An 11,381-nucleotide genomic window follows, 5' to 3' on the forward strand; every position below is an offset into this window, starting at 1 on the left:
GGGTGGGAATCGATGTCACTCGTCGTGCCTCCCTACCCGCCGCCGCGCTACACCGAGGACGAGCCGGAAGTCAGCGCCTGGCTACGGCGCGGCGACGAAGCACCGGACCACGACTCATTCGGTCGGGTGAAATACCACTATCTGGCCAACCAGGCGGCCACCAACGGTGATTACGGCCTGTACCGGGTCGACATCGGCCCGCGGGGCGGCGGCCCGGGCCCGCACTTCCACCGAGCGATGTCCGAGGCGTTCTTCGTGTTGTCCGGGACGATCCGGCTCTTCGACGGCAAGGACTGGATCGACGCGCGTCCGAACGATTTCCTTTACGTCCCACCGGGGGGCATCCACGGTTTCAGCAACGACGCCGACGAACCGACCTCGATCCTGATGCTGTTCGCCCCGGGCGCGCCGCGGGAGGCCTACTTCGAAGGATTCGCGCACCTGGCCGACATGACCGACGACGAACGCCGCGAGTGGTTCATCCGCAACGACAACTTCTTCATCGAGTAGTCAGCCGCGCGGCGAGGTAGGGCGCCGTCCTGCTGCGCGTCGAGCCGGCGACCTTGTCCGGTGTCCCCTGCGCCACGACCCGCCCGCCGTCGTTGCCCGCGCCGGGTCCCAGATCGATCACCCAGTCCGCTCCCGCCACCATTCGCATGTCGTGCTCGGCCACCACCACGGTGTTGTCGGAGTCCACGAGGCGGTGAAGCTGCGCGTCGAGCAGATCGACGTCGGCCGGATGCAGTCCGGTGGTCGGCTCGTCGAGGACGTACAGCGTGTGCCCGCGGCGGGGCCGCTGCAGCTCGGATGCCAGCTTGATCCGCTGGGCCTCACCGCCGGACAGCTCAGTGGCCGGCTGCCCGAGGCGCAGATACCCCAACCCGACCTCGCGAAGGGTCGTCAGGCTGCGGGCCGCGCCCGGCACCCCGCCGAAGAAGGCGAACGCCTCGTCGACCGTCATCGTGAGCACCTCGGCGATGGTCCGCTCGCGGTAGCGGACCTGCAGCGTCTCGTCCGAGTAGCGGGCGCCACGGCATGTCGGGCAGGTGGCGTAGGTGCCGGGCAGGAACAGCAGTTCGACGGATACGAAGCCCTCACCCTGACAGGTCGGGCAGCGCCCCTCAGCGACATTGAAGGAGAACCGCCCCGGGGTCCAGCCCCGACGTCGGGCCTCCGGTGTCGCCGCGAACTCCCGCCGTACGGTGTCGAAAAGCCCGGTGTAGGTGGCCAGCGTCGAGCGGGGGGTGCGCCCGATGGGGCGCTGGTCCACCGCGACGATCCGGTGAATGAGGTCCAGGCCGTCGGCGGTCACGCCCGCGCTGGCGTCGTGATCCAGGTCGACGATCTCGGCGTCGGAATCGCCGTCGTCGAGCTCAGCCTCTCCCGGCTCGGTCATGCGGCCCAGATGGCGGTTAACGACGTCACCGAGCACCTTGACCACCAACGTCGACTTTCCCGAGCCGGATACGCCGGTGACCGCTGTGTAGACCCCCAGCGGCAGGTCCACATCCAGGTCACGCAGGTTGTGGAAACAGACGCCCCGAAGCCGCAGCCTGCCGGACGGCTTCCGGGGCGACCGAGTCGGGCGCGGCCCGTCGCCGAACAGATACCGGCGGGTGACCGACCCCTCGACATCGGCGAGGCCCGACACCGGTCCGCTGTAGAGGACCTCGCCACCGAACTCACCGGCTCCCGGTCCGACGTCGACGATCCACTCGGCGCGGCGCACCACGTCCATGTCGTGCTCGACGACGAACAGCGAATTCCCGGCCCGCCGAAGGCGATCCAACACCTCGAGCAGCGGTTCGGCATCGGCCGGATGCAAACCGGCCGACGGCTCGTCCAGCACGTAGAGCACGCCGAACAGGCCGGCGCGCAGCTGAGTGGCCAGCCGCAGCCGCTGCAACTCCCCCGGCGAGACAGTAGGCGTCCTGCGGTTCAGCGTCAGATATCCGAGACCGAGGTCGACGAGCACCTGGATGCGGGCGACCAGGTCGGCGGCGATCATCGTCGCGACCTCGGTGAGCTCACCGGACTCCGTCGACTCGAACGCCGCGGCAGCATCCGTGCGCGCGGCCGTCGGGCGCAGCGCATCGGCGAGCGCGGCCAGCGGCATCCCGACGTAGTCAGCGATCGTCCGGCCGGCGAAGGTCACCTCCAGCGCCTCGGGCCGCAGCCCCGACCCCCCGCACACCGAGCACTCGACGCTGTCGACGAACCGCAACACCCGACGACGCATCATCGCGCTCTGCGAGTTGGCCAACGTATGGCGGACATGCCGCTCGGCACTCGAGAACGTGCCGTTGTAGTAGTAATCCGCGGTCACAGGATGCTGGCTCGGATCGATCTCCACCGTCGGCTGCTCGTCGGTGAACAGGATCCAATCACGCTGCCGCTTGGGCAGTTTGCGCCACGGCTTGTCGATGTCGTAGCCCAACGTGATGAGGATGTCACGCAGGTTCTGACCCTGCCAGGCGCCCGGCCAGGCGGCGACCGCTCCCTGCCTGATCGTCAGCGACGTGTCGGGAACCAGGGTGTCCTCGGTGACCTGGTGAATTCGACCGAGGCCGTGGCATTCCGGACACGCGCCCACGGCCGTGTTCGGCGAGAACGCGTCGGAGTCGAGCCGCTCTTCGGCACCCCGCGGATACGTCCCGGCGCGGGAGAACAACATCCTCAGCAGGTTCGACAACGTCGTCACGGTGCCGACCGTCGACCGCGATGTCGCCGATCCCCTGCGCTGCTGAAGGGCCACCGCTGGCGGCAAACCCGTGATGTCGTCCACCTTCGGCGCTCCGGTGGGCAGCAGCAGGCGCCGGGCGTAGGGGGCGACGGATTCGAAGTAGCGGCGTTGCGCCTCGGCGTAGATGGTGCCGAACGCCAACGACGACTTGCCGGACCCGGAAATCCCGGTGAACGCCACCAGCGCGTCGCGCGGGGCGGCAACGTCGACGCCCTTTAAGTTGTGAACCCGGGTGCCGAACACGCGCACGTACCGGTCGATGCCGTCGTTTTGCGGATAGGGCGTTGCTGTCATCGTGGGCAGAACAGTACCCACCCGGCGGCCCTGCCAGCACCGTGTTTGCTGTAGCAATACATAGGCGGAGCACGAAGCGGGCCGGCGTCTGCCTTGCCGCGGCGCGGCCGCACGCCACCGGCCGCAGCGGTTCCGCCCAGCGAACGCGCCGCGAGCCGACACGTCGTCCTGGAGAGATGCGCGCCCGTAATCGCTTGCGCTAGGCTGCTCTTCGATCAGTGAGGAGTCCTTGGGTGCGGGCTTATTCAGCGCCCGACACCCAGGCCTTGCGTGGCTGGCAGCGTCGGGCATTGGTGCGGTATCTTGGCGCGCGGCCGCGCGACTTCCTGGCCGTGGCGACCCCGGGATCCGGAAAGACGGCGTTTGCCCTCCGGGTGGCCGGCGAGCTGCTGGCCGATGGCACCGTCGAGCAGATCACGGTCGTCGTCCCCACCGAGCACCTCAAGATCCAGTGGGCATTGGCGGCGGCGAACGTCGGGATCTCCCTCGACCCGAAGTTCACCAACTCCAACGCCCAGACGTCGTCGGAGTACCACGGCGTCGTCGTCACCTATGCCCAGGTGGCCAGTCACCCGACCCGGCACCGGGTGCGCACCGAGAACCACCGCACGCTGGTCGTGTTCGACGAGATTCACCACGGCGGCGACGCCAAGAGTTGGGGTGATGCGATCCGCGAGGCGTTCGGCGACGCCACCCGCCGGCTGGCTCTGACGGGCACTCCGTTCCGCAGCGACGACAGCCCGATCCCGTTCGTCAACTACGAACGCGACGGCGAGGGGTTGCTGCGCTCGCAGGCGGACCACAGCTACGGCTACTCGGAAGCGCTGGCCGACGGCGTGGTCCGGCCGGTCGTCTTCCTCGCCTATTCCGGTGAGGCCCGCTGGCGCACCAGCGCCGGCGAGGAGCACGCGGCCCGGCTGGGTGAGCCGCTGAACGCCGAGCAGACCGCCCGCGCCTGGCGCACGGTGCTCGACCCGAAGGGCGAGTGGATTCCGGCGGTTCTGCAGGCGGCCGACACCCGCCTCACCCAGAAGCGCAACGGCGGTGTGCCCGATGCCGGCGCCCTGTTGATTGCCACCGACCAGAAGGCCGCCCGCGCCTACGCCGATGTGCTGACCAGGTTGACCGGCGAGGCGCCGACGGTGGTGCTGTCCGACGACCCGGGCTCGTCGAAGCGGATCGCCGAGTACTCGGCGGGCACCACCCGCTGGATGGTCGCGGTCCGGATGGTGTCCGAAGGCGTCGACGTGCCGCGGCTGGCGGTGGGGGTCTATGCCACGAGCGCCTCCACCCCGCTGTTCTTCGCGCAGGCGATCGGCCGCTACGTCCGGTCCCGCCGGCCCGGCGAGACCGCGAGCATCTTCCTGCCGTCGGTGCCGACGCTGCTCGATCTGGCCAGCCAGATGGAGGCGCAACGCGATCACGTGCTCGGCAAGCCGCACCGCGAGTCGCTCGGCGACGAGGAACTGGTCGAACGCCGCCGCAGCGAGCCGACCGACGAGGACAACGGCTTCGAATCACTGGGCGCCGATGCCGAACTCGACCAGGTCATCTTCGACGGATCCTTCTTCGGCACCGCTACGCCTGCAGGCAGCGAGGAGGAGGCCGACTACCTCGGCATCCCCGGGTTGCTCGATGCCGACCAGATGCGGGACTTGTTGCGGCGCAGGCAAGAAGAGCAGATCACCAGAAGAACGGCCAGCGGTGAGGTGCCCCGCGTGTCGACGCATGGACAGCTACGTGAGCTGCGTCGCGAACTCAATGCGCTCGTCTCGATCGCCCACCATCGCACCGGCAAGCCGCACGGCTGGATCCACAACGAGCTGCGCCGGGTGTGCGGTGGTCCGCCGATCGCGGCCGCGACCACCGATCAGCTCAAGGCGCGCATCGAAGCAGTACGCTCACTACAGGCTTAGACGGTCACCCCGCCGGAGTGCTAGAGCGGCCCCGTGCCAGCTCCGCCAGATGCCGCAATGAGTTGTCGAGGTGCACGACGTCGAACGGTGGAAACTCGATGTGCTCCCGCGTGGGCGGCGGCACCGCCGACCAGTCGTAGGTCAGCGTGACGTCGGTCCGGTCCCGGCCGGCCGGCCTCAGGTCGTAGTGCCAGATCCAGCCGCCGAATTCCGGCGCCCCGTTGTCGCCGAACTGGCCCGGCTGCCACGCGATCGCTCGCGACGGCTCGAATACCTCGACCCGATTGGCTATTTCGTAGTCCTTGTTCGGATGGTTGTCGTGGTACATCGCCATCCGGAATATCTGACCTGTCCCGCTCAGCGTCGCACCGTCGAGCGACTCGCGCACCCAGCCCGTGCCGTCGATCGCCTCATGTGTCGACGGGTCGGCCAGCACGTCGAACACCGCGTCGGCCGGCGCGTCGACGGTGATGTGTGCACACACTTTCTCATCGGACATAACGACTCCTCCAATAGTTGCCTTCACCAAACTGACTCGTGCGCAACGGAAGACTCATCGCCAGATCACAAATATCCGTCTACGTTGGTCTCGTGCCCGCCGACGCCCCGACCATCCTCGCGACCAGCGGTGGCATCCGGGAAGGGCGCCGCACCCGCTGGGAGTTCAGCGTGCTGACCGAGTACGCGGTCGACCTCGCCGGGGTGGACGGGCGGGCACCACGGGTGTGCCTGCTGAACACGGCGTACGGTGACGACTCGGCGGTGCTGCACCACCTCTACGAGGCGGCACAGGTTCGTGGGTTCAGCGCATCTCATCTCGCGCTCTTCCCGATGCCGAACGTCGAGGACATCACGGCACATCTGCTCGCCCACGACGTGGTGTGGGTGTACGGCGGAAGTGTGGCGGGACTGCTGGCGATGTGGCGGCTGCACGGCGTCGACGCGGCGATGCGCGCCGCCTGGCGCGCCGGCGTCGTCCTGACCGGCATCTCCGCCGGATCGATCTGCTGGCACGTCGGGGGCACCACGGACTCGTTCGGCCCCGACCTACGGCCGGTGACCGATGGCCTGGCGCTGGTGCCCTACGCCAACGGGGTGCACTACGACTCGGAGGACCAGCGACGTCCGCTGCTGCAGCGGTTGGTCGCGGACGGCACACTGCCCCCGGCATACGCCACCGACGGCGGCGCGGGCGTGCTCTACCGCGGCGCCGAGTTCGTCGGGGCGCTCAGCGAACGGGACGGCGCTGCCGCGTATTTCGTAGCCGCCGAAGACGGCCGCGCCGTAGAGAACCGGCTCGACACCACCCGGATCTCATAGCCCCAGCAGCTCCGGAAGATCGGCGACCGAGTCGATCACATGGTTGGGCTGCATCGCGAATTCGTCGGCGGACCAACGGTCGAGAGTGTCCTGACGGAACTTGCCGGTGCGCACCAGCACGCCCGTCATCCCGACCACCTGTGCGGCCAGCACGTCGTTGTTGAGGTCGTCGCCGACCATGTACATCTCGTCGGGGTCGACGCCGAGTCGGCTTGCCGCAGCGAGGAATCCGGCCGGCGCCGGCTTGCCGACAGCGGTCGCCTTGCGCCCCGAGGTCTCTTCCATTCCGATCAGGTACATGCCGGTGTCGACGCGCAGACCGTCGGTGGTGGTCCACGCGGTGCTGCGGTGCATCGCGACGACGGGCACGCCCTGCGCCATCCAGTCGTACACCCAGGACAGCGTCAGATGGCTGTATTCGGGTCCTGCCCCGCCGAGAAGCACCACATCGGGTGTCTCCGGCGTCTCGGGCCCGGCGAACTCACTGGAGTAGACGATGTCGATCCCGGTCATGTCCTCCGCGATCTGACCGCTGTTGACCAGAAAACATCGGGCGTCCGGATAGCGGTTGCGCACGTACTCCGCAGTGAGCACCGCCGCGGTGATGACTTCGTCGGCACGCACGTCCATCCCGGCCTCGGTGAGCAATCCGGCGATCTGGGCCCTGGTCCGCGTGGTCGTGTTGGTCAGATACGAGCACGCCACCTGGTGGGACGACAGCGTCCGCAGAGTCTGCGATGCACCCCCGATCGGCTTCCATGAGGTCACCAGGACGCCATCGATGTCGAAGAGCACTCCACCGATAGCCATGGTGCGACAGTAAACGGCAAACCTTTGCGCGCAACTCGGCCTACGCCCGAGTACGCCACCACCGGTTGTCGGCGATCCAGGGCGATGCCGCCGCGGCGATCGACCAGGCGTCCTCCGCGGGCACGTCGATCACCCGGTAACGCTTCTCCCCGGCCGCGGTCGCTGCGACCAGCGTCGCCACCCCGGCCCGGCGCTGCAACAGCGTCTGGCGCACCGTCCAGCCGACGATGCCGGGCGCGGCGATGCAGTCGCGCCTGCGTTCCAGGCTGCCGGCCCGCGCCACCAGCCACCCGTCCCCGGCCAGATGTCCCAGCGACCGCGACCGGTCCACCGCCAGCAGCGCGCAGCACACCGCCAGTACCGCCGGCACGACCCAGAACCACGGCGGCACAGTCGCCGCGACCGCCAGAATCACCATCAGCGCCGCCACGACGACGGGCAGGGTCATGGCGCGGGTCCAACGTCTGCGGGTCGCGGTCCGGCCGTGGGCCCGCAACGGGCCCGTGACCAGGTCGGGCCTGTTGATCAAGCCGGTGAGAACCGCCTCGGCGGTCGGCCTCGGGCACGGCGGAAGCAGCAGCGACGCCTCGCCCGCGCCGGCGACACCGGTCATCACCGCGTCCAGCCGCGCACCGCCGAATACCCTGACCAACAAAGCTTCTCGCAGCGTCCCGCCGCGCAGGCGTCGCATGTCGAACGTGTGCTCCCGCACGCGCAGCAGCCCGTGCTCGAGGTGCAGAGCGCCGTCCTTGCCGCCGGAGTCCCGCCGGGTCAGCGAGAGGTTGCCGTACGTCAACAGCGATCTCAGCACCGACAGCACTGCCGAGGCCACCAGCACCGCGACCGCGCCGACCACCACACTCGCGAACAGACCGAATCGTTCGGCGGCGTCCAGCCCCGACCGCGCCAGCTGCGAATTCCGCAGCAGCGCAGCGGCACCCGCCTGATAGGCCAGACCGACCGCGGCCACGATCATCGCGAGTCCGGTGAAGCTCAGCGGGCTGTACCTCAGCCACGACGGCTGCCAATGGGCCAGCACCTGCCCGGTCGGCTCGCCGTCTTCGCCGGCGGGTGCCAGCGAGTCCGCCAGCAGGATCGCCCGCAGCCGCGGCACCTGTTCGGCCTCGACCGCGTCGAGGGCGAATGCGGCATCGCCCCTGGCCTCCTGGCCGGTGCTCACCTGCAACACCGTCAGCCCGAGCAGCCGGTGCAGCAGCCGAGCGTCGGTAGACACCGATCGGATCCTGTTGCGTGGCAAGGACAAAACCTTGCGTTGCAGCACACCGCTGCGCAGCTGCACTTCCTGGGAGTCGATCCGGTAGGTGGTGGTGAACCAGCGCGCCACGCCGTAGCAGACGATGAGCGCCAGACCGAACAGCGTCCACATCGGGTTACCGGTCGCCGAGCCAAGCACCACGGACCCGATCAGGAGCGGAATCTGCCGCAGCACCTCGTGCACCGGGTGCACCAACAGCATGCGCGGGCTGAGCCGCTGCCACACCTCACCCGTCTCGGCCGTCATGTGGCGTCCTCGGCGCCGATGGCCGCGATGTCGGTCAGCTGCGCGACGACGCGGTCGGCGACGTCGGAATCCAGGGCGGCGATGCGGACTGCGCCCGCCGATGACGCCGTCGTCACGGTGACGTTCGCCAGCCCGAACAACCGATCCACCGGACCCCGCTCGGTGTCCACGGTCTGCACCCGCGAGATCGGCGCTATCCGGCGCTCCTGCACCAGCCAACCCGATCGGGTGTAGACGGCCTTGGCGTCGACGTCCCAACGGTGCACGCGATAGCGCCACAGCGGCACCACGATGACGAACACGGTCACCCCGAGCACCGTGACCCCGGCGGCGAGCGCGTGCACCCAGCCAAGGCGCGCGTCGAGTACGAACCACACCACCTGGGCGACCACCAGCAACAGCCACGGGATGGCTGCGCCGATCGCCCAGACCAACGGCGCCTTCGTGCTCGGCGGATGGGCGGGGTCGACCAGATTCATGATGTCTCGAGACGCAGGCACCGGCGCACACCGGCCGTCACCGACCGGTTCACCTGCCGGACACTCGGCGCGTCGAGAAGCCTTGCGAAAACTCGCTTACCCATGGCACGAAACTAACGGGCCGCGCAAGCCACCGGGCACTGAGTATGTTGAGGCCATGGGCAGCAAGTGGACGGCGGCTGACGTGCCAGATCAATCCGGCCGGGTGGCCGTCATCACCGGCGCCAACACCGGCCTCGGCTACGAGACCGCCGCCGTCCTGGCGGGCAAGGGTGCGCACGTGGTGCTGGCGGTGCGCAACCCGGACAAGGGCAAGCAGGCGGCCGAGCGCATCACCGCCACGCACCCCGGCGCCGATGTCACCGTTGCGAAGCTCGATCTGACGTCGCTCGACGACATCCGCACGGCCGCCGGCGAGCTGCGCGCCAGGTACCCGCGCATCGACCTGCTGATCAACAACGCCGGCGTGATGTACACCGACAAGGGGGTGACCAAGGACGGTTTCGAGTCTCAGTTCGGCACCAACCACCTCGGCCACTTCGCGCTCACGGGCCTCCTGCTCGACAACATCCTGCCGGTCGACGGCTCCCGGGTGGTCACGGTGAGCAGTGTCGGGCATCGAATCCGCGCCAAGATCCACTTCGACGACCTGCAATTGGACTGCAACTACAACCGGGTCGTCGCCTACGGCCAGTCCAAGCTGGCGAACCTGCTGTTCACCTACGAGCTGGCGCGCCGCCTGAAGGCCAAGGCCGCACCGACCGCCGCGCTCGCCGCCCACCCCGGCGGCGCGCAGACCGAGCTGCTGCGCAACATGCCACCGATCATCAAGCCGGTCAGCGAGTTCTTCTGGAATTTCATCGCGCAGCCCGCCGACATGGGCGCGCTCCCGACGCTGCGTGCGGCCGTCGATCCCACCGCCCAAAGTGGGCAGTATTACGGCCCCGACGGCATCGGGCAACAGCGCGGCCACCCGAAAGTCGTTGAGTCGAGTGCACAATCGCACAACGTGGGCATCCAGCGCCGGCTCTGGACGGTGTCCGAGGAGCTGACGGGTGTTACCTTCCCGGTGTGATGCGCTCAGTCGATGACCACCGGCGTGTTGTCGCCGGCCTGATCACCCGCAAGCCGCCGGTGACGCTGCCGATCGCCGACACTCTCGGGCTGGTGCTGGCCGAGGATGTCGTCGCCCCGTTGGCACTGCCCGGCTTCGACAACTCGGCGATGGACGGCTACGCGGTCATCGCCGAGGAGGTGGCCGCCGCGACGCCCGGTCAGCCGGTGGTCCTTCCGGTCGCCGAGGACATCCCTGCGGGGCGTACCGATTCGCTCACGCTGAAACCGGGTACCGCACACCGCATCATGACCGGTGCCCCGCTTCCGGCCGGGGCGACCGCCGTAGTGCCGGTCGAGTCGACCGACGGCGGCACCGACAACGTCGCGATCGCCGCGGGTGTCGCGCCCGGCCAGCACGTCCGCCGGGCGGGCGAGGACGTCTCCGCGGGCACCACCGTGTTGCATGGCGGACACGTCATCACCCCCGCTACGTTGGGCCTGGCCGCCGCGCTCGGCCTGGGCGAGCTGACGGTCGTTCCCCGCCAGCGCGTGCTCGTGATGTCCACCGGCACGGAACTGGTGGCCCCGGGGACGCCGCTGCAGCCCGGCCAGATCTACGAATCCAACGCGGTGATGCTGGCCGCCGCCGTCCGGGACGCCGGTGCCCAGGTGGTGGCGTCTCCGATGACCGGTGACGACGTCGCCACCTTCCGCGACGCGCTCGACCGCTACACCGGCCAGGCCGACCTGATCATCACCACCGGCGGCGTCAGCGCGGGCGCCTACGAGGTGGTGAAGGACTCACTCGGCGACCACGTCGACTTCGTCAAGGTGGCGATGCAGCCCGGCATGCCGCAGGGCGCGGGCACCATCGACGGCACACCGATCATCACCCTGCCCGGAAACCCGGTCAGCGCCCTGGTGTCGTTCGAGGTGTTCATCCGTTCTCCGCTGCGCACGGCGATGGGGCTGCCCGCGCCCGACCGGCCGCGGCTGGAGGCGGTGCTGACGGAGCATCTCACGTCCCCCGCGGGCAAGCGACAGTTCCGTCGCGGCGTGCTCGACGCGGCGGCCGGAACGGTCACCAGTTACGGACCGCCCGCGTCGCATCACTTGCGGTGGCTGGCGTCGGCCAATTGCCTGCTCGAGATCGACGAAGATGTCGCTGAGGTGGCGGCCGGGTCACAGGTGCACGTCTGGGACCTGGCCTGACGTTTCCGAAGCCCGCCACCCGTAGAATC

At 69.0% G+C, this 11,381-nt stretch carries 10 protein-coding genes; 5 read left to right on the top strand and 5 right to left on the bottom strand.

Going from position 1 to position 11,381, the window contains the following annotated elements:
* Positions 1–12: 12 nt before the first annotated feature.
* On the top strand, positions 13–510 hold the full coding sequence (locus ACVWWN_RS38715) for a cupin domain-containing protein (RefSeq protein WP_457148596.1): 498 nt from the start codon (positions 13–15) through the stop codon (positions 508–510).
* Here ACVWWN_RS38715 and ACVWWN_RS38720 read toward each other — a convergent pair.
* Complete coding sequence (locus tag ACVWWN_RS38720; RefSeq protein WP_457148597.1) at positions 500–3,037, bottom strand: ABC transporter; 2,538 nt, start codon at positions 3,035–3,037, stop codon at positions 500–502. The two genes, ACVWWN_RS38715 and ACVWWN_RS38720, sit on opposite strands and share 11 nt — an antisense overlap.
* A gap of 233 nt (positions 3,038–3,270) precedes the next feature.
* On the opposite strand from ACVWWN_RS38720, the gene ACVWWN_RS38725 reads away from it, so the two are divergent.
* Positions 3,271–4,953, top strand: a complete 1,683-nt coding sequence (locus tag ACVWWN_RS38725; RefSeq protein WP_457148598.1) for a DEAD/DEAH box helicase — start codon at positions 3,271–3,273, stop codon at positions 4,951–4,953.
* A 4-nt stretch (positions 4,954–4,957) separates the two neighbouring features.
* Here the strand turns inward: ACVWWN_RS38725 and ACVWWN_RS38730 are convergent, their stop codons facing one another.
* Positions 4,958–5,452, bottom strand: a complete 495-nt coding sequence (locus tag ACVWWN_RS38730) for an SRPBCC family protein (protein ID WP_457148599.1) — start codon at positions 5,450–5,452, stop codon at positions 4,958–4,960.
* 92 nt (positions 5,453–5,544) lie between these two features.
* Between ACVWWN_RS38730 and ACVWWN_RS38735 the strand changes: the two genes are divergently transcribed.
* Positions 5,545–6,273 carry a Type 1 glutamine amidotransferase-like domain-containing protein gene (locus ACVWWN_RS38735; RefSeq protein ID WP_457148600.1) on the top strand — a complete coding sequence of 243 codons (729 nt, stop codon included), beginning with the start codon at positions 5,545–5,547 and terminating at the stop codon, positions 6,271–6,273.
* Here ACVWWN_RS38735 and ACVWWN_RS38740 read toward each other — a convergent pair.
* Genes ACVWWN_RS38740 through ACVWWN_RS38750 form a run of 3 tightly spaced genes read right to left on the bottom strand, consistent with a single transcriptional unit; the run spans position 6,268 to position 9,084 of the window.
* Positions 6,268–7,083, bottom strand: coding sequence for an HAD-IIA family hydrolase (locus ACVWWN_RS38740; protein ID WP_457148601.1), 816 nt, complete (start codon positions 7,081–7,083; stop codon positions 6,268–6,270). The two genes, ACVWWN_RS38735 and ACVWWN_RS38740, sit on opposite strands and share 6 nt — an antisense overlap.
* A 40-nt stretch (positions 7,084–7,123) precedes the next feature.
* Complete coding sequence (locus ACVWWN_RS38745) at positions 7,124–8,605, bottom strand: PH domain-containing protein (RefSeq protein WP_457148602.1); 1,482 nt, start codon at positions 8,603–8,605, stop codon at positions 7,124–7,126.
* The gene (locus ACVWWN_RS38750) at positions 8,602–9,084 is read right to left on the bottom strand and encodes a PH domain-containing protein (protein WP_457148603.1); all 483 of its coding nucleotides are present in this window, start codon (positions 9,082–9,084) and stop codon (positions 8,602–8,604) included. The genes ACVWWN_RS38745 and ACVWWN_RS38750 overlap by 4 nt, the downstream gene beginning before the upstream one ends.
* A gap of 157 nt (positions 9,085–9,241) precedes the next feature.
* Here ACVWWN_RS38750 and ACVWWN_RS38755 point away from each other — a divergent pair, with 157 nt between their 5' ends.
* The gene (locus tag ACVWWN_RS38755) at positions 9,242–10,159 is read left to right on the top strand and encodes an SDR family NAD(P)-dependent oxidoreductase (RefSeq protein WP_457148604.1); all 918 of its coding nucleotides are present in this window, start codon (positions 9,242–9,244) and stop codon (positions 10,157–10,159) included.
* Positions 10,159–11,352, top strand: coding sequence for a molybdopterin molybdotransferase MoeA (gene moeA, locus ACVWWN_RS38760; protein WP_457149443.1), 1,194 nt, complete (start codon positions 10,159–10,161; stop codon positions 11,350–11,352). Before ACVWWN_RS38755 ends, moeA begins: the two co-directional genes overlap by 1 nt.
* The last annotated feature ends 29 nt before the right edge of the window (positions 11,353–11,381 follow it).

The organism is Mycobacterium sp. URHB0021, from assembly GCF_054057895.1.

Excerpts from the sequence above, each read along its gene's own strand:
- ACVWWN_RS38715 (WP_457148596.1), top strand. The coding sequence starts at position 13 with ATGTCACTCGTCGTGCCTCCCTACCCGCCGCCGCGCTACACCGAGGAC.
- ACVWWN_RS38750 (WP_457148603.1), bottom strand. The coding sequence starts at position 9,084 with ATGAATCTGGTCGACCCCGCCCATCCGCCGAGCACGAAGGCGCCGTTG.
- ACVWWN_RS38740 (WP_457148601.1), bottom strand. The coding sequence starts at position 7,083 with ATGGCTATCGGTGGAGTGCTCTTCGACATCGATGGCGTCCTGGTGACC.
- ACVWWN_RS38745 (WP_457148602.1), bottom strand. The coding sequence starts at position 8,605 with ATGACGGCCGAGACGGGTGAGGTGTGGCAGCGGCTCAGCCCGCGCATG.
- moeA (WP_457149443.1), top strand. The coding sequence starts at position 10,159 with ATGCGCTCAGTCGATGACCACCGGCGTGTTGTCGCCGGCCTGATCACC.
- ACVWWN_RS38730 (WP_457148599.1), bottom strand. The coding sequence starts at position 5,452 with ATGTCCGATGAGAAAGTGTGTGCACACATCACCGTCGACGCGCCGGCC.
- ACVWWN_RS38720 (WP_457148597.1), bottom strand. The coding sequence starts at position 3,037 with ATGACAGCAACGCCCTATCCGCAAAACGACGGCATCGACCGGTACGTG.
- ACVWWN_RS38755 (WP_457148604.1), top strand. The coding sequence starts at position 9,242 with ATGGGCAGCAAGTGGACGGCGGCTGACGTGCCAGATCAATCCGGCCGG.